Source organism: Marinifilum flexuosum (assembly GCF_003610555.1).
In the GTDB taxonomy this organism is placed as follows: domain Bacteria; phylum Bacteroidota; class Bacteroidia; order Bacteroidales; family Marinifilaceae; genus Marinifilum; species Marinifilum flexuosum.
The window spans coordinates 1,092,062-1,111,444 of sequence record NZ_RAPQ01000008.1; the positions used below are offsets into that span (position 1 = coordinate 1,092,062).

The following is a 19,383-nucleotide window of genomic DNA, read 5'->3' on the forward strand; positions in this document are numbered from 1 at the left end:
TAATCTAATTTACCGGACCGAATTGTTATTTTTTCGGATTTATAAAACGGTTCGGATTTGATGTTAAATCTTGAAGGATGGTTACAAGTTTTAACAGTCAAAGGTAGTAATTATTTTGATATTGCTTTGTAGAAAATTCAGCTTGTTGATAAAATGTGCAGATACAAAAAAACCTCTTGTTTTAAGAGGTTTTTAGAGAAATATGATTGTTGATAAATCTAGTTGTTTTCTAGTTTTCTACATTCCTGACAAGTGCCGTAGATATACAATGAGTGATGTGAAACTTTAAAATCCATATCATCAGATACATTTCTTCTTACATCATCAAGTCTTGTGTCGCAGAATTCTAACACTTTTCCACAACGAGTGCAAATTAAGTGGTCGTGCTTGTTGCTATCGTAAGCCTTTTCGAATTGAGCAATATTTTTACCAAATTGATGCTTGATTACCAACTTGCAATCTAGAAGCAAATCTATAGTATTATAAAGAGTTGCTCTACTTACACGATAATTTTTGTTTTTCATAAATATGTAAAGAGATTCGATATCGAAATGCCCTTCGCGTGAGTAAATCTCATCTAAAATAGCATATCTTTCAGGGGTTTTTCGATGTCCCTTTTTCTGAAGATATTCGGTAAACATCTTCTTTACAATTTCTTTGGTGTCCTCGTTGCTCATATCTTAAAAATAACCTAGGTGTTATCTAATCTAATTTAAAATAATGGTCTAAAATAGTAATTTTTTTTAGAAATAAAACCTTATTTAGAATAAATTTTATCTAGGAATATTCTTCAATATTTTCGATACGTTTCACGTTATCAAGGCCTTTGATCTTAATCAATTTCACGATAAGGTTGTTAAGGTCTTCCGTATTGTGAACGTAAAGGTGAATCAGTCCTTCGAAAACGCCATCGTGACTTTCGAAATGAAGAGATCTCATATTTACGTCATGATCTTTTGAGATAATATTGGTTACCTCGTTCACAATTCCAATTTTATCAATGCCTGAAAGCTCAATAACAGCAAGGAAAGACATTAATCTATGACTGGTCCAGTCGGCTGCTAAGATTCGATCTCCCTGACTTGACATCAGTTTTAAGGCATTTGGACATTTTCGTTTGTGAATGGTTACATTGTTGGCCATATCTAAATAACCAAGAACCTCGTCACCTGGAATGGGCTTACAGCAAGTGGCAATTTTGTAGGACTCGTTGGCAGCCATTTCATTAAGCATGAAAGTTTTCTTCTTATCAATGGTTGGTTTTACGTCCTCAACTGTTTCTTCTACAGCTTCTTCATCTTTTGTTTCTTCCTTGTCGCGATCTCCAAAAAAGTTAAGTCTCCAATATTTAATGAACTTACTGCGCGATTTTCTGCGAACAACAGCTTCTATTTCGTTAATATCGATTTTACCCATACCAACCTTATAGAATAATTCTTCCTTACCGGATAGCTTATAATGTTCAAGCATTTTGCGTAAGGCTTTCGCATTTAGCTGAAATCCAACCTCTAAAAGTTGATCTTCTACCATTCTGGCACCCTTGCTGGTATATTCTTTTCTCTCTTTCTTAAAAGCGGACTTTATTTTCGATTTGGCTTTTGCTGTAACAACAAATTCGGTCCACTCATGTTTTGGAGATTGTTTTTCGGAGGTAAGGATTTCCACCTGATCGCCACTTTTAAGTACGTGACTAAGAGGAACCAAGCGGTGATTTACTTTAGCACCAATGCATTGGTTGCCAATGTCTGTATGAATTTCATAGGCAAAATCCAGCGTGGTAGCATTTTTAGGTAAGGTTTTAATATGACCTTTAGGTGTAAAAACCTGAATTTCCTGTGAAAACAGGTTCAGTTTAAATTCATCTAAAAATGCCATTGCATCGGCTTCAGGATTATCAAGAATTTCTCTTACATCCTTTAGCCATTTATCAAGTTCCGAATCGCCGGAACCATTAATATTGTATTTTGAATGAACCGCAAATCCTTTTTCAGCAATATCGTCCATTCGTTCTGTTCTAATCTGAAATTCAACCCAATTTCCTTGAGGTCCCATTGCGGTAACATGTAAGGCTTCGTACCCATTTGCTTTTGGTGTACTAACCCAGTCTCTAATGCGCTCAGGTTTTGGTTTGTAGATATCGGTGATTAGAGAGTAAATATTCCAACATTGGTTTTTTTCAGGAATGCCTTCTTCAGGCTTAAAAACAACACGAACCGAAAGCAAGTCATAAATTTCTTCTACGCTAACATTCTGAGTTTGCATTTTGGTCCAAATGGAATAAATGGAACGAGGACGGTTTTTTATGGAGCAGCGGATGTTATTGTCTTGCAGTTTTACTTCAATAGGCGCAATAATTCGCTCAATAAGCTTAGCTTGTTTGGCTTCCTGCTCTTTTATCTTCTCATCAATTAAGTTGTAATCATCAGGATGCTCATATTTTAAACTTAGGTTTTCAAGCTCTGTTTTAATTGAGTACAAACCCATTCGGTGAGCTAGCGGAGCAAAAAGGAAAAGAGTTTCACCAGCAATTTTCATTTGCTTGCGCAATGGCATGGAACTTAAGGTTCGCATGTTGTGCAGGCGATCTGCCATTTTTATCAGAATTACACGTAAATCATCTGATAAGGTGAGAAGCATTTTTCTGAAGTTTTCCGCTTGCATCGATGTTTTTTGATCAAAAACGCCTTTGATTTTGGTTAGTCCATCAACGATTTGAGATACTTTTTCTCCAAATAGATTTTCAATATCTTCAACGGTATAATCTGTATCTTCCACCACATCGTGAAGTAAAGCTGCAACAATCGATTTTGTACCAAGTCCCATTTCTTTGGCAGCAATATGAGCAACTTCAATTGGATGTAATATATATGGTTCTCCTGATTTTCTTCGTACACCTCTGTGGGCTTTCCAAGCAAATTGGAAAGCCTTCTCTATCATCTTACGACTCTCTTCAGCATGACTTCTTTTGCAGTCTTTTAAAAGAGCTTCATAAGCATCAAGTACTAATTGTTTATCTTTTTCGGTTTCAACGTTCATAAATAAACTTGAGTTCTCTTCTTTGTTAATTTTAGTTGTAATCTCTAAATGTAGCGAAATCTAACTATTTTTTAATGCTTTGGTAAGCTTAAAATTGTACTATTTTCTATACAAATCTTCTTTAAAATGTATTTTAAGCAAGATTGCTGATAATTTATCCTATGATTTAATCGGTTTGTTAAAAACTAAGCGTTTTTAGATTGATTTTCTGCAATTGTCTGGACCACAAATAACTAATTTAAGATCTTCTTCTTGAAAATAAGTATTTGCCAAAGTTTTGATTTTTTCAGCATCAACTGTTTTTAATTCTTTTATAAAGTTCTGATAGTAAGAGTTATCTAGTCCAAAAGGTAAATTCCCTTTTAAACTTTCAGAAAGAGCAAAAGGGCTATCAAGATTACGTAGCATTTCACCAGAAATGTAATTTTTAACCAGATTCAATTCTTCATCTGATACCAATTCTTCTCTTAATCTTTTAATTTCTTTATAGATTTCATCAATTGCCGCTTTGCAAACATCACTTCCTACTTCGGTTACAATTACAAAGTGTCCTCCTTTTAAATGAGAGATGATAATAGAATTAATTCCATAAGTATATCCTTTGTCTTCACGGATATTTTGCATTAAACGAGAACCAAAATAACCTCCAAGAATTAAATTGAAAAGATGCAGCGTAGTGTAATCTTTATGCGTTTTGTTGAAAATAGGTCGACCTATGCGAATGCAAGCCTGAACGGCATCATCTTTACATACAAAGCTTTTGTTCTCTTCTGATGATTGGATTTCGTGTTTTGCATCAATCAAATTATCTTTCTTAGGCCAAGCTTTCTTGCCAAATAGCTCTTCCAGTTTATCGATAACAGATTGATCAACTTTACCTGCAATGATAATTTTACAGTTATCCGGAATGTAATGCGTTTTGTAGAATTCCTTAACGGTATTGATATCTAATTTGTCGAACTCCGATTCATCGAAAATATTCGAGTAAGGATGTTGTTTTCCATAGATTAAACTACTGAACTCATCTTTTGCTAGAACATTTGTTTTTTGATGTTCAATCTGAAATCGCTGTTTTTTATTCAAAAGAATGGTTTCAAATTCCTTTTGTGGGAAAATGGAACCTTTAATTAGGTTTTCGGTTATTTCAAGCGTTTCAGAAAGATGCTTATTCAAGGTGTACAAACAAACGCTTGCGTCGTGTTTGGCTGCAGAAAAACCAATGTAAGCTCCATAAAAGTCGAACTTTTCTGCAATTTCAGCAGCATTGTACTTGTTGGTTCCCTCGTTAAGCATACTGTTGGCCATACTTGCTACGAGAGGTGAGTTTTGATACCATATTCCAGCATCAAAAATGAATTCTATTTTTAATACTTCCTGACTTCCTCCATTAATTACATGTACCTGAATATCATTACTAAGGGTATATTTTGTATCTCCAAGAATCTCTATACTATCAACAGTTTTGAACTCAGGAGCAGTATTTCTATATAATTTTTCCATTCCTATTTTTTTGCGTGATAATATAAAACTGAACAATTCTCTTTTCTAAAAAGCTTGGTTGATGTGTCTAGTATATCATCAATGCTTACTTTACGATATTTCTCTACTTCGGTGTTAATATCATTCGCATCGCCAAGTAATTCGTGTGTAGCAAGATTCATTGCTTTGTTCAGGTAACTGATTTCTGAAAATACCAGGCTTGATTCAATCTTGTTTTTAACCTTTTGCAATTCGTAATCAGTAACCTTTTCTGTGGCAATTTTATTTAATTCTTCCCAAATTGCAGCTTCAGCTTCTTCAAAAGAAACTCCTTCGCTTAATTTACCAGTTACCAAAAATAGTCCAGGTTCAAAATCACCAGTAAGATATGCATCAATAGAAGAGAACAAGTTTCGTTCTTTTATCAGCTTTTGAAAAATTCTTGATGATTGACCATTTGATAAAACATCAGAAACCAAATCGGTAGAGTAGAACTCATTATCGGTTCTCTTCCCCATGTGGAAAGCCATATAAATTGCATCGAACGGAACATTGCGTTCTAAATGTAAAGTTCTAAATTCAGTTTGTTCTGGTTCTTCAGGGAGATTTCGCTCTGCAATTTCACGATGTTCAATTGGTCCGAACCATTTTTCTGCCAAGTGTTTTACATTCTCAGTTTTTACATTACCCGACACCACAAGTATTGCATTGTTTGGAGCATAGTGTTTAAAGAAGAATTCTTTTACTTCATTTAATTCTACGGTTTCAATCTGTTCAATTGATTTTCCAATTGTTGACCATTGATATGGATGCTTTTTGTATGCCAATGGGCGTAAATGCAACCAAACATCACCGTAAGGTTGGTTAAAATATCTCTGTTTAAACTCTTCAATTACAACATTTCGTTGAACTTCCAGACTTTTCTCACTGAAAGCCAAACTTAGCATTCTGTCGGATTCCAACCAAAATGCAGTTTCCAGATTATCCTTAGGAACTGTAAGGTAATAGTTGGTAACATCGTTGCTTGTCCATGCGTTGTTGTCTCCGCCAACCAATTGTAAAGGCTCATCGTAATTGGGAATGTTTACAGATCCACCAAACATCAAATGCTCAAATAAATGAGCAAAACCTGTGCGCTCAGGATTTTCATCTTTTGAACCAATATTGTATAAAAGGTTAACAGCAGCCATCGGAGTTGTTTCATCCCGATGTACAATTACTCTTAATCCATTTTCAAGTGTAAATTTATCGAATTCTATCATTTAGATATTGAATTTGGCTAAGCCAGTTAATGCTTCCTTGTATTCGGATTTTATCTCACTCACAATTTCTTCTACCGATTGGATTTTGGAAATTAAGGCCGAAACTTGTCCAATTTCCAATTCACCTTCTTCCAGGTTTCCTTCGAACATGCCTTTTTTAGCACGTCCTTTTCCTAGAAGCTCTCTCATTTCTTCCTGCGATGCACCTCTGCATTCAGCCTCATTAACTTGCTCAAAGAATTGATTTTTAACCAGGCGGGTTGGAGCCAGTTTCTTAAGGGCCAATTTTGTTCCCCCTTCACCCAGTTCAATAACTGATTTTTTAAAATCAATATGCGCTGAAGATTCTTCAGCTACAGCAAAACGAGTTCCCATTTGTACACCATCGGCACCTAGAACCATTGCAGCCAACATGCTTTGTCCCGATCCAATTCCGCCGGCTGCTATTACTGGAAGAGTAGTTGCTTTTCTTACCGAAGGGATTAGTGTCATCGTAGTTGTTTCTTCTCTACCATTGTGTCCTCCGGCTTCAAAGCCTTCAGCAACAATCGCATCAACTCCAGCGTCTTCGCATTTTTTTGCAAAGAATGCGCTTGATACAACATGAACAACTGTAATTCCATGCTCTTTTAAAAATGGCGTCCATTTTTTAGGACTTCCTGCCGATGTGAAAACAATTTTCACTTCTTCCTCAATAATAATGTTCATGATTTTATCCATTTCAGGATATAATAATGGAACATTAACACCAAAAGGTTTAGAAGTAGCAGCTTTTGCTTTTTGAATGTGTTCTTTGAAAGTTTCGGGGTGCATTGATCCCGCACCAATTAAACCTAGACCGCCAGCATTACTTACTGCTGAAGCCAATTTCCAACCCGAACACCATACCATTCCTCCTTGCACAAGAGGGAATTCTATTCCAAAAAGAGATGTAATTCTATTTGTCATTATGTTATATTCTATTAGTATACAAGCAAAAAAGACACAAGAGCATTGTATTTTTCTTGTGCCTTATTAGATGAATTGTTCGATTGCAAATTTAGAAAAATTCTTGATAAGAATAAGATGTTGAAGTATGATTTTGAGCATATCAGTATTGGTAATGAAGGTTTTTATACATTTATTCTTTAGAATAATTATAGATATTGAATTCTGATTAAATATTGGGTTCGAATTGTGCAAAGGTTCTTGTTTCTTACAATCAATATTACTTTTTTTATGCTCGAAAACATTTAGGGGGATTAACCATTATCAATCAAGTAGTTTTGCTTGGTTTTATAAATTTATTGAGTGAAGAAAAAATCATTATTAGGACGTTTTTTAGTTTGGCGTTTAAAGCATGTGAGCGATCGTCAATTTATCTCATTTATGGCGGTACTTATCGGTATAACATCTGGTATTGCAGCAGTAATTATTAAAAACGCTGTACACTTTATCAGTGAGTTGCTCCAAAACAATTCGTCAGATCAGTACCAGAACATCCTTTATGTAATTTATCCTACCATAGGTATTACTGTCGCTGTGTTATTCATCAAGTTTGTGATTCGACGTCCTGTTCGACACGGAATACCAAATGTGCTATACAGTATTTCCAAGACCAATGGACAAATTAATCGCCACAATATGTTTTCCTCCATTGTTACCTCAGCATTTACCGTAGGATTTGGTGGGTCGGTTGGACTGGAGGGACCAACTGTTGCAACAGGTGCAGCATTAGGATCGAATATTGGTAGGTTGTTTCATTTAAACTATAAGCAAATTACTTTGTTATTGGGATGTGCTTGTGCCGGAGCAATGGCTGCTATTTTTAAAGCTCCAATTGCTGCCATAGTTTTTGCGATGGAAGTTATCATGTTGGATCTTACCATGTGGTCTTTGGTACCACTTTTATTAGCTTCAGCTTCTGCAGTTTTAACATCTTATTTCTTTTTGGGAATGGATGTTTTATATCCATTCGAAGTTGAAAATGGTTTTGAAATGAGGGATTTGCCTTATTATATTTTGTTGGGCGTTTTTACGGGCTTGGTTGCTACTTATTTTACAAAATCATACATGTTTATTCATGGTGTTTTTGAAAAAATAGATAATGTTTATAAAAAGTTATTGTTCGGAGCATTGTTTCTTGGGGTAATTATTTTCTTTTTTCCATCATTGTTCGGAGAAGGCTATCATGCAATAAATGCATGTCTTTCGGGCGATTATTCATATCTCTACAACAATTCATTTTTCTATGCTTTACAAGATAACTTTTGGGTGTTTGTTGCTTTAATGGCAATGGTCATATTCTTTAAAGTTATTGCAGCATCAATCACCTTTGGAGCCGGTGGAGTAGGTGGTATTTTTGCACCAACTTTGTTTATGGGCGTAAACTCGGGAGTACTGTTTGCAAAAGTTGTAGGGTATTTTGGACTAAGGGATTTGCCAGTAAATAACTTTGCCTTGATAGGAATGGCTGGAATGATTGCCGGAGTTTTGCATGCTCCGTTAACAGGACTTTTCTTGATTGCAGATATTTCAGGAGGTTATCAGCTTTTTGTTCCCTTAATGATTACGGCAACCATTTCTTATGCTACGGTTAAAACTTTTGAACCTCATTCGGTTTATACCATTCAGCTGGCAAAAAGAAAAGAGCTAATGACTCACGATAAGGATAAGAATGTACTTTCGCTTATGCGAGTTACCAAGTTGATTGAAAAGAATTTTAGTACCATCAATTCAGAAGCTACTCTTGGCGATTTGGTTAAAATTATAGCAAAAGCCCAACGTAACATCTTTATTGTAATTGATGATGAAAATAATTTTGAAGGAATTGTAAAATTGGATGATATTCGTGAAATCATGTTCCAACCAGAAAAATATGATAGTGTTTTTGTTCGCGATTTAATGGTAGTGCCACAGGTGGTTATTCAGCATGATGAATCGATGGCTGATGTTGCCAGAAAATATCAATATTCCGATAAGTTTAATTTGGTTGTGCTAAAAGATGGAAAGTATTGTGGATGCGTTTCGCGTGCTCAAATATTCTCAACTTATCGTCGAATGTTGAAGCACTTCTCGGAAGATTAATGTTTACTTCATCAAATTGTCTTATTTATATCAGTTATAAAAGCAAACGTTTTCCTAATTGTAGCTGCTATTCAGAGCTTTAGTTTGATAATGAAAATCTTTTGAAAAAATCTGGTAAAAAGAGTTTATCCTTTCCAATTATCTATTACATTTGCACTCGATTTTTGAGGGATGTTTAATGATAGTAGTTCATAAGCATACCAAAATCAGCAAAGTACATGAACTCCGACTAACCGCCTGGTAGTTTTATGTAACTTACCCTAAGGCCGCCTGACTTCTGCAGCCATCCGACCTTTTTTAATTTATGTATGTGGAATAGATAATCTTGATTCGGAGCAATGAAGAATAAGAGTTTGCTTTCTCGATTTTTAATTTGGAGAGTAAAAAACATTAAGGAACGACAGTTTGTTTTAATTTTGAGTTTTTTGGTTGGAGTAGTGAGTGGTTTGGCTGCACTTGTACTCAAAAATACAATCCATTTTACCCATCATTTTCTAACTCATCGTTTACATGTAGAGTCTGCCAACTTGTTGTATTTGGCATATCCTGCTGTGGGTATATTACTAACTGTACTGTTCGTAAAGTTCTTTGTGAAGGATAACATTGGTCATGGGGTATCAAGAATATTATATGCCATTTCGAAAAAGAACTCACTGATAAAATCACATAATAACTATTCTTCGGTACTGGCAAGTACTTTAACCATTGGTTTTGGTGGATCGGTGGGAGCAGAGGCTCCAGTAGTATTAACTGGTGCATCAATTGGTTCCAATCTTGGAAGAATGTTCCATATGAACCAGAAAATCATTACGCTAATGGTTGGTTGTGGAGCAGCAGGAGCAATCGGAGGAATCTTTAAAGCACCAATGGCCGGAATGGTATTTACCTTGGAAGTTTTGATGTTGGATTTGACCATGGCATCCTTAATTCCACTTTTGATTTCATCAATTACAGGAGCTAGTATTGCTTATTTCTTTATGGGAAAAGGTGTTTTGCTTTCCTATGATGTAACAGAGCCATTCGTAATTGGCAACTTCCCATATTACATTCTTTTGGGGGTGTTTGCAGGATTGGTTTCGCTTTATTTTACTCGATTTTCAATGTATTTGGAAGGCCAGTTTGATCGAATTACCAATTGCTATCGAAAAATGATGGTTGGAGGAATCTTATTGGGTATTCTGATCTTTTTATTTCCTCCCTTATATGGTGAGGGTTATACTACAATCCAGGCTTTATTAGATGGAAATCACACTCATTTGGTAAACAACAGTATCTTCTATTTTTTAAAAGATAATTACTGGTTGTTGTTGGGATATGTTGTGTTGATTTTAGGATTTAAGGTAATTGCATCAACGGTTACTACAGGTAGTGGTGGTGTTGGAGGTATATTTGCACCTTCGTTATTTCTTGGCGGAGTTTCAGGTTTTTTTGTAGCCCGATTTATTAACGGTTTTAATTTTGTGAAACTGTCCGAAAGTAATTTTACTTTAATTGGGATGGCAGGAATGATGGCTGGTGTTATGCATGCTCCATTAACTGCAATATTCCTGATTGTTGAAATTACCGGAGGATACGAGCTGTTCATCCCAATCATGGTTACGGCAACAATTGCTTACTTGACCATTATGTATTTTGAACCACATTCAATCTACACCAAACGGTTGGCCAAACGTGGGGAGCTGATTACTCACAATAAGGATAAAGCTGTTCTTACCTTAATGAAATTGGGCAAGGTAATCGAGACAGATTTGAAAAAAGTAAGTCCTGATGCCACATTAGGGGAGTTGGTGAAAATTATTTCGCACTCACAAAGAAATATTTTCCCTGTGGTTGATGAGGATGATAAGCTATTGGGAATTGTTCTTTTGGATGATATTCGACATATCATGTTTAATCCAGAGATGTACGAGGAAACGTATGTAAGAAATTTAATGATAATGCCACCTGCCATACTGGATGCCAATGCTCCAATGGAAAAAGTGATGCGAAGATTTGAAGAAACAGGAGCTTGGAATCTTCCGGTAACGCAGGACGAAAAATATTTGGGATTTGTATCCAAAGCTAAAATCTTCAATGTATACCGAAGGGTTTTGGTGCACTTTTCAGATGAATAATAGTTTTATTTTAGATTAGTTTAGGTTAGATGAAAGCTTGCTCGGTTATGAGCAAGCTTTTTTCTTACTATTTGGAGCTTGGAATTTGATTGTTGGACTTTGATATTACTTACCTTTGCAGCAATAAACTATTAATCATGAACAACAAACATTACAAAACCATCGATCCGGATATTTGGAAGGGAAGGATAGATGATGAGGAGGATTACGATGCTTTTCGTTGGCATCAGATTGTAAAACCCATAGATTTACTCGATTCGCAGGATAGAACTTTAAATGGCTTTGGTTTATTGGGGTTTTGTTGCGACAAAGGAGTGCAAAGAAACCTTGGAAGAAAAGGAACCTCAAAGGCTCCCAACAGTATCCGAAAAGAAATGGCAAACCTGCCTTGCTCATTTCCACAAGGTACTAATATTTACGATTGTGGTAATATTGTAAGCAATGGAGTAGAATTGGAAGAGGTACAAAGTATATTATCCGAAGCTGTTTACAAAATACTAAAAATGGGATTGTTTCCATTGATTTTAGGTGGAGGACACGAAATAGCCTATGGACATTATTTGGGAATTGAAAGATATTTGGCAGAGCAAGAAAATCAGGAGCTGGGAATATTTAATTTGGATGCTCATTTCGATATGCGTCCGTATCAAAAGGGTGCAAGTTCGGGAACCATGTTTGCGCAGATTGCTGACCGCTGTAAAGAGAATGGAAAAGATTTTCGTTATATGGTTGCTGGTATCCAACAATATGGCAATACGGTGAGTTTGTTTAAAAAAGCTGATGATTTGGGCGTAAAATACCTAATGGCAAAAGATATCTCCAATGATAGCATGTTTGCCGTAGGACAGGACATTGTTCGATTTACCAAGAAGCAAAGAAAGATTTACATGACTCTTTGCTCTGATGTAATATCATCGGCATATGCACCAGGTGTGAGTGCACCACAGCCATTTGGTTTGCATCCCGAAATTATTGTGAAGCTGATTAAAACCGTAATTCAATCTGGTAAGGTAGTTAGTTTTGATATTGCTGAAGTTTCACCGCGTTTCGATGAGGATAACCGTACCTCAAAATTGGCTGCAATTATCATTTTCGCTGTCATCAACTCGGTGGTTGAGTTTGGTTCAGCATCGGATTGTATTTGTTAGAAAAGAGAATAAGTATTAATGAATAAACCCACTTGCAAATTTTATTGCAAGTGGGTTGTATGTTATTTCAAGATAAACTGTTTCAGAATCCGATAGAAATACTCAAACTAGGAGTTAACTTAGGTTCGGACTACAGTCAATAAAAAAAAAGAATTAATCATTGTCAAATCTTGATTTAAATTTGGTAAAATTCCAATCTACAATAGTTCCTTGATTTAAAATATATACACCGTTTTTATCAATTTTTTCAAAAAAACCAGATATAGCAATAGTATCTCCTTTTATAAAAGAGTTAGTGTTTTGTTTTCTTAATTTACAAAAAGCCAATTTTTCCCAACTTTTTAATACAGTAATTGGTTCATGATCTATTATTGTGTCTTTATAAAAAGTGCCGACTATACTTAATGATTGTTTCTGCGTAATTTTTTTACGTTTATTTTCATAAAATACCAGAGAGTGTGGCATTTGTTTTTTCATGTTTTGAATGTGACAATTGTAGTACCAAACTAAATAATCTTTTTTGCCCCATAAATAATTAAAGATATTGAACTTTTGATATTCACGTTTATTGTATTGATGTTCATTATAGAATTTAAATTCATTAAAGAAAGAATCTTCATAGATCGTATCTCCTTTTTGAAAATTTGAATCTAGTTTGCCATCAACACCAGCACTAATTAATATGAAAGATTCTTTTTTATTAGAGATTCTATTATATAAAGGCACATATAAAAGTGAAGAATTCTCTTGGGTAACAAACGGATCATTAAATAAATTATAAATAAAAAAATCTTGTTTGTTTTTATCCTTATAGTGCATTTTTGCTATAGACTTTAAGCTATCGGGTAAGTTGAAATTAAAATAAGGAAAAGAACTTAGTATGTTGCTTACATTTAATAAGTTTCCTCCGATTCTTGATCGGTCAACATTTTCAACTTTATTTTTATAGTCCTTTTGTAAATGACTATAAAAATATATCAATAAAGATATTGAAAGTATTAAAACTATAAATATTGATATTTTTTTCATATTAATGTATTTAGTCATTACACTCTTTTAAAGCATTTTTAAATAAATTCAGATTAGTTTCATCTAAATTGCTATTTTCACCAAGCTTAATTGATAATAAAACTGCGCATGAACCACCAGTTAAAGAATTTTTCACGAAGTATTCGTAACCTGCCCAATACCCTGTTTTTGAATATCCGTTTGTATTAGCATTGAATTTATCAGGTAAATGGACGTATTCTCCTTCAGTGTAGATATTATCATACCCCATTACACTCATACTTACTGTCATATCTATAGTAATACCATTTATGATAACTCTTCCAGCAAATTCTGCAGCATAGTTGTCTGATCCCATACTTCCAAAATCAAATATGTTGTTTAAGTCTATATGACCTCCGTTTTGCCATACTTTATTTTCATACCTCATGGCATCCATTAAGTGTGCTATTCTATCGCCATTTGATAGGTTGAACCAAGATTTCTTATCAATGGAGTTTAATTCGTCGCAATCTTTTAGTTTTTTAGGTTCGGCATTTTTAGGGCTCCATTTAGTTGGATCTTCCGGTGGATTTCCACCGCCACCTTCTTGGTTGCCCCAAGGTAATTTTTCTCTTTCACCTGCAACCTCTCTACAAATCCATTCGAAGTTATATTCTCTGGAGCTATGACTGTACTTGTGGCTTATTAATTCTCCTCCCACATAAGTATCAACCCAGTGATCAATTTCAGTTTCTACATACTCCATTCTACATTCTTCCTCAAAAGAACCAGCTTTTGTTCCTGTTTGATTCATAGAACCCAACAAATAACCAAGATCAGCTAAAATATCACAATCTATATAGTTGAACAATTTCTTGTCAAACAGCAAAAATAAACTCATAATGTAAGTTCTGTCAGGTACGTTGTCATAACCTACTTCTACAAGAGGATTCAAATAAGCATCGAAATTGTACCTGTCAGTGTAATTAAAAAGTAACTTACCTGTAGCATTGTCATGCAAAATAATAATTACTCCTTCGGTATAATTCGAATTTTCTCTTGCACAAGGAATAAAAGCCAATTTGTCAACATCGTAAGTATTGTAAATTGTGTAATCCCAAACTGGTAAACCTACTTTGTCTTTAACTTGTTGTGCAAAATCCAAATTCTCCTGATAATAATTCATGATTTGATCTCTAAATTCAATATCCAAATCACTTACCGTATGGTGTAAGAGGATTTTAGTGTGTTGGCATTGCCAATATCCTCGTTGTTACTTGAAATAAAGTTTGGATTAAAAAAGTTATCTTTCACATAACTTTCAACCATTGGATTTTCATCGGTATGATAATCATCCTGACATGCCGTAGCAAAGGAAATAAAACATAGTAGTAAAATAAATGTTCTCTTCATTTTTTGTGATTTAATTAATATTACATCTCTTAATTCTCGTTATGGTTAAAAGGTAACCTATAAACTTATATGTTGAAAAACATTATTAACCAAAAAATCGTTCCATTCCCCATTATACTTAAGTTTTGTTTATGATTTAATTTTAAAATAAACGTAATGTTTATTTATAATTTGTTATCCTGCGAATAAAATATTAAATTCTAAGCGTTTTATGTTTTTCTAATTTAAAATTCTAAACCAATGACTAATCAAGAAAACTACGAATCAATTAAGGAAAACCTACTTGCTAAATCTGAAAGCGAAGTTAGTAAACCAGGAATGCCTGTTGATACTTATATTGAAGAGGCAGAAGACAAATATTATTATGCTACACAAGATAAGGATAAGCTTGTTGTAGCAGGTTTAAAGGAAGAATACATCACCAGTCTACCTGTTCGAATTGGGGCTTTGCGTCATGCTCAATCGCAATGGACCAAGGAATCGGAGAACAGAACCGAAGCATCAAAGCAATGGAAATTATTATCGGAAGATGCCTTGGCTTTGCACAGGGTGCTGCTGCATGATTTTAGATTTGCCTATAGAAATGATGCAGGTAAGAAGAAAGTGGTGGACAAAATTGCTGAAGGTAGTGGTTATGGAGATCTGGTTCAGGATTTCAGTGATTTGGATGCCTTTGGGAAAGCAAATCCTGAAGAATTACTTGCCATTGGTTTTGATAATACCAAATTGGTAATGGCATTGGAGTTTGCAAATAGTTTGGGGCCATTACTTAGTGCCATTAATGGCGAAAGAGACGAGAATGATAAACCAAGTAAAGAAATGAGAGATCGTGCCTACGTGTATCTTAAAGAAGCAATTGATCAGATATGTGAATACGGTAAATATGTATTCTGGGAGGACGAAGAACGATTGGAAAAATACTCATCGGCATATTTCCGTAAATTAAGAGAAGAAAGACAAGAGAAAGAAGAAAGTATTACAGAATAATTTAATTGGTGTCTTCTTACAAATAGCCTTTTGTACTCCCGGCTGCATGAAAGTGCAGTCGGGATTTTTTTAGTATACCTTCTGAAAGCCCCGCGCAGACTAGGATGAACACACGCAGCGCGGCTTAAAAGTGTGCAGATTCAGCATATTTTTCCACAGCATTTCAAAATAAAATACAGCAAGAGTAATTTTTACGTAGATAAGCTTAAAAATGAGTAGGTATTTCAAAATTTTAAGAAGCAGGACCTAAAAATGCGAAGCATTGTATTAAAAATTAGAGGCGGAGCATTTTTTTACGCAGCATGGCTTCAAAATGAGTAGGCCTGACTTCAAAATGTCAACACTTGGATTAAAAATCCGAAGACTTGAGAATTTTTTCAGCAGTGGAACTTATTTTTGAGAAGCATCTTCTAAAAATGCAAAGGCCGATGTGATTTTGGCGCAGCTAGGTTTGCTAATGAGTAGGTTTAATAATAACTACACAATCTAATGGTTATTCACTTTTATTCATACGCTTAAAATTTTCTTGCATTTGTCGGATGGGAGGCTCAAGATCAAAATAATCAATAGTGTGTGCGTTTAATAATTATTTTAATCATGCTCGTTTCATCATCAAATTTGTTAAATTAGGAGCTATAACCCAATTTAATACCGATTATTAATTGGTAAAGCCAATTGTACGTTTTACTTACATTAGCTAACTAATTATATATCGGCATTTCAATTTAATATCTCAATGTTTCACATTGAAATATAAATGGTATAAGCCTATGGCAAGAACAACCCGCTGGCGCCGATTCTTAATTTGGCGATTAAAACATATCAACAACCAAAACTTCATGTTAATATTAAGTGTATTTGTTGGAGTTGCCTCCGGCATGACCGCTTTGATATTGAAAACTGCAGTATACCGTGGAAGAGAGTTTTTATTGGAAGGGATTGATTGGGCTTACCAGAATTACTTGTTTTTCTTGTATCCCATGATCGGAGTGGGCTTGACATTGTTGTTTAAGAAATTTATTATACGCGATTTTATTAAGCACAACATTACGGCCATTCTGCAGGCCATATCCAAGCGAAATAGCATTGTAAAGTTCCATAAAACCTACTCATCGGTAATTGGTTCCATTATTACTGCTGGTTTTGGGGGGAGTATTGGATTGGAGTCACCAATCATTTCTTCGGGAGCAGCCATAGGTTCCAATATGGCTCGTAATTTTCATCTGAATTATAAAGAAATAACGGTAATGTTGGCATGTGGTGCTTCGGGTGCCATTGCTGCAATTTTTAATACACCCATTGCAGCCATTGTTTTTGCCCTGGAAGTTTTATTAATCGATTTGTCACGCTTTTCGTTAATACCACTTTTAATGGCCTCGGTAAGTGGTGCAATTACTACAAAGTTGTTTTTAGATGAAGAGATTCTGATAGAATTTGCCATTAATACACCATTTGCGGCAAGGGATATTCCATTTTTCATTTTACTGGGAATCTTGTCGGGCTTTGTATCGGTTTATTTTACCCGTATGTTTTTGTGGATCGAAAATAAGTTTGAAGCCATAAAATTGTTGCGCCACCGAATGCTAATTGGCGGATTGGCATTGGGAGTTTTAATCTTCTATTTTCCTGCTCTTTATGGTGAGGGTTACAATACGGTAAAAGCGCTTATTGGAGGCAGGTTAGATGAAGTGTTTCGTTCGAGTTTATTCGAGAATTACACCGATGTTTGGTATATGGTGGTAATTTTTGTTGGAGCCATGGTGTTTCTAAAAGTAATTGCTACCTCCATTACTTTGGGTGCTGGTGGTATTGGTGGAATTTTTGCTCCTTCGGTATTTACCGGTGCCATGTTGGGCTTTGTATTTGTTTATTTATACAATCATTTTCAGCTAGGCGAACCATTGGATGCCAACAATTTTACTTTGGTAGGAATGGCAAGTGTTTTAGGTGGGGTATTACAAGCACCCTTAACGGGGATTTTCCTGATTGCCGAAATTACCAGTGGTTACGAATTAATTGTTCCTTTGATGTTGTCTACAACCATATCATTCATCACGGTAAAGAGTTTGCAAAAAGAGTCGATTGTGACAACTCAGTTGGCCAGGAAAGGAGAGTTGATCACTCATAATAAAGATAGGGCAGTGCTAACCTTTATGCAGCTGTCAAAGGTAATTGAGAAGGATTTAAAGAGTATTAACGAGAATGCTACCCTTGAGGATTTGATTCAAGTAATCTCGAAATCGAAAAGGAATATCTACCCTGTATTAACCGAAGAAGGATATTTGATAGGAGTGGTGTTGTTGGATGATGTTCGGGAAATCATGTTTGACAAAGAGATGTACAATACACCAATAAGTAATGTGATGATTATGCCGCCAGCTTCTATTTCTTATAAAGACCCTATGGAGGTGGTATTAAAGAAATTTACCGAAACAGGAGCTTGGAATTTACCTGTAATTGATGAAGGAAAATACATAGGTTTTGTTTCCAAATCGAAGTTGTTCTCGGCATATCGTCAGCATTTGGTGAAGATTACGGCGGATTAGTAGCATATAAAAAGGCCTGACAAAATGAATTGCCAGGCTGTGTTTGAAAGGTATTAATAAATATGGATAGCATTACAAATCTATAGTCTTGTTATGCATACCATTGTGTTTGCGATATATTGAATCTCTTTTCTGATAATATTCTCGTCTTTGTTCCAGGAAATCATTTCTTAATGAATCCAGTTCTCTTTGCATTTTGCTATTGTGTTCTTGTCTGAATTGTCTTCTGTTATTCATCATTTCTTCCAATTCTTTGAAAAAATCATTTCGACTCGAATCAGCTTGATGAAAATTTCTGCGAAACATCTTTGAATCGAAGAAATCATTACCAAAAAAGTCATCCTTAAAAAAATCGTCAGAAAAGAATGGATGTTTGTTGTTTTTTTGCCTCATGCTATCCGAACCCAAAAAGCGACTCAATTGCTCTTGCATTCTTTTGTGCACCCTGTTCATGTCCGTTTGGTTGAAAAATGCCGAATCATTAAAAAACTGCTTCGTGCTATCCGATGACCAGGAATAAACATAGCTTGAGTCATAACGAATAAGCTTTCCATCTTCGTCGTATTCTTTGTTTACTTTAATGTCTTTTTTGGGTAAGTTTTCGCTTTCGGTATTTTGTCCAAAGGCAGTAAAAGTAAGTAGCAAAATACCAATTGAAAATAAAATTTTGTTTATGCTCTTCATGATATAAGGACTAATGGTTTTGCCTCATAAAATTACAAAACATCTGTGTTCGTAGTGAGTTAAAATATTTTAAAAAGTATTAAAAAAGCTGCCTCAAGTGAGACAGCTTCCGACGATTATTTGAATTTAAAAGAACTATTTCATGTGTTTTAAGTTGACTGCATACATGATTATAAAAACAATGGTAAAGAAACCTAATACCGCTGTATTCATCATGGTAGCTTCAAAATCAATTAATGCAAGAGGAACGAGCAGCCAGAACAGATTTGCAAAGGTATACAAGTAAAAACCGTTTTTACTCATTTTAAACATTAAAAATACACCTAGTAGACTTAGTAGAGCAAATAAAATATTGGCACCTGAGATTAAGCCAAGGTTTTGTGATGTTTTTTCCAGTGTTACAATTCCATTTTGAATGCTATTATATGCAAATCCAGACTCAACACCAGCATCCGATAATGCTTCTTGTTGAGTTTCCAACATCTCCATTTGTTTAGCATATGTTTTATCGAACATGAAGTACTGGTAAATGTTGCTTCCTAAAAGAAATCCACTACCAATAAAGGATAGAATACACAATACAGTTAAGAATGTAGGTCTTTTTTTAGGCATTTCAACAGCTGTTACATTTTCTTCCATAATTAAAAGGTTTTTGTAG

At 34.9% G+C, this 19,383-nt stretch carries 15 protein-coding genes; 5 read left to right on the forward strand and 10 right to left on the reverse strand.

Annotated features, from left to right (window positions below; translation table 11 throughout):
* Positions 1-218 precede the first annotated feature (218 nt).
* From BXY64_RS04730 to BXY64_RS04750, 5 genes are all read right to left on the reverse strand, one after another.
* The gene (locus BXY64_RS04730; RefSeq protein WP_054714678.1) at positions 219-677 is read right to left on the reverse strand and encodes a Fur family transcriptional regulator; all 459 of its coding nucleotides are present in this window, start codon (positions 675-677) and stop codon (positions 219-221) included.
* A 100-nt stretch (positions 678-777) separates the two neighbouring features.
* The gene (locus BXY64_RS04735) at positions 778-3,036 is read right to left on the reverse strand and encodes a RelA/SpoT family protein (protein WP_120238776.1); all 2,259 of its coding nucleotides are present in this window, start codon (positions 3,034-3,036) and stop codon (positions 778-780) included.
* 195 nt (positions 3,037-3,231) lie between these two features.
* Entirely contained in the window at positions 3,232-4,536 is a 1,305-nt protein-coding gene (locus tag BXY64_RS04740) for a M16 family metallopeptidase (protein ID WP_120238777.1), read from the reverse strand.
* A gap of 2 nt (positions 4,537-4,538) precedes the next feature.
* Positions 4,539-5,777, reverse strand: a complete 1,239-nt coding sequence (locus BXY64_RS04745; RefSeq protein ID WP_120238778.1) for a M16 family metallopeptidase — start codon at positions 5,775-5,777, stop codon at positions 4,539-4,541.
* Positions 5,778-6,725 carry an NAD(P)H-dependent flavin oxidoreductase gene (locus BXY64_RS04750; protein WP_120238779.1) on the reverse strand — a complete coding sequence of 316 codons (948 nt, stop codon included), beginning with the start codon at positions 6,723-6,725 and terminating at the stop codon, positions 5,778-5,780.
* 342 nt (positions 6,726-7,067) lie between these two features.
* On the opposite strand from BXY64_RS04750, the gene BXY64_RS04755 reads away from it, so the two are divergent.
* From BXY64_RS04755 to hutG, 3 genes are all read left to right on the forward strand, one after another.
* Positions 7,068-8,843, forward strand: a complete 1,776-nt coding sequence (locus BXY64_RS04755) for a chloride channel protein (protein WP_245996594.1) — start codon at positions 7,068-7,070, stop codon at positions 8,841-8,843.
* A 338-nt stretch (positions 8,844-9,181) separates the two neighbouring features.
* Positions 9,182-10,957 (forward strand): chloride channel protein, encoded by a 1,776-nt coding sequence (locus BXY64_RS04760; RefSeq protein WP_120238781.1) that lies wholly within the window; start codon positions 9,182-9,184, stop codon positions 10,955-10,957.
* Between the two features lie 137 nt (positions 10,958-11,094).
* A complete protein-coding gene (gene hutG, locus BXY64_RS04765; protein WP_120238782.1) occupies positions 11,095-12,105 on the forward strand; it encodes a formimidoylglutamase in 1,011 nt (336 codons plus the stop codon).
* Between the two features lie 153 nt (positions 12,106-12,258).
* Here the strand turns inward: hutG and BXY64_RS04770 are convergent, their stop codons facing one another.
* Genes BXY64_RS04770 through BXY64_RS21190 form a run of 3 tightly spaced genes read right to left on the reverse strand, consistent with a single transcriptional unit; the run spans position 12,259 to position 14,508 of the window.
* Entirely contained in the window at positions 12,259-13,134 is an 876-nt protein-coding gene (locus tag BXY64_RS04770) for a hypothetical protein (RefSeq protein ID WP_147375894.1), read from the reverse strand.
* Positions 13,135-13,144: 10 nt separating this feature from the next.
* On the reverse strand, positions 13,145-14,281 hold the full coding sequence (locus BXY64_RS04775) for a hypothetical protein (RefSeq protein ID WP_120238784.1): 1,137 nt from the start codon (positions 14,279-14,281) through the stop codon (positions 13,145-13,147).
* A 32-nt stretch (positions 14,282-14,313) separates the two neighbouring features.
* Positions 14,314-14,508, reverse strand: a complete 195-nt coding sequence (locus BXY64_RS21190) for a hypothetical protein (protein WP_147375896.1) — start codon at positions 14,506-14,508, stop codon at positions 14,314-14,316.
* Between the two features lie 240 nt (positions 14,509-14,748).
* On the opposite strand from BXY64_RS21190, the gene BXY64_RS04780 reads away from it, so the two are divergent.
* Positions 14,749-15,495 (forward strand): hypothetical protein, encoded by a 747-nt coding sequence (locus tag BXY64_RS04780; RefSeq protein WP_120238785.1) that lies wholly within the window; start codon positions 14,749-14,751, stop codon positions 15,493-15,495.
* Positions 15,496-16,265: 770 nt separating this feature from the next.
* Positions 16,266-18,041 (forward strand): chloride channel protein, encoded by a 1,776-nt coding sequence (locus BXY64_RS04785; RefSeq protein ID WP_120238786.1) that lies wholly within the window; start codon positions 16,266-16,268, stop codon positions 18,039-18,041.
* 72 nt (positions 18,042-18,113) lie between these two features.
* Here BXY64_RS04785 and BXY64_RS04790 read toward each other — a convergent pair whose 3' ends face one another.
* Both BXY64_RS04790 and BXY64_RS04795 read right to left on the reverse strand, forming a co-directional pair.
* Complete coding sequence (locus BXY64_RS04790) at positions 18,114-18,725, reverse strand: hypothetical protein (RefSeq protein WP_120238787.1); 612 nt, start codon at positions 18,723-18,725, stop codon at positions 18,114-18,116.
* Positions 18,726-18,860: 135 nt separating this feature from the next.
* Positions 18,861-19,364, reverse strand: a complete 504-nt coding sequence (locus BXY64_RS04795; protein ID WP_120238788.1) for a hypothetical protein — start codon at positions 19,362-19,364, stop codon at positions 18,861-18,863.
* Positions 19,365-19,383 lie beyond the last annotated feature (19 nt).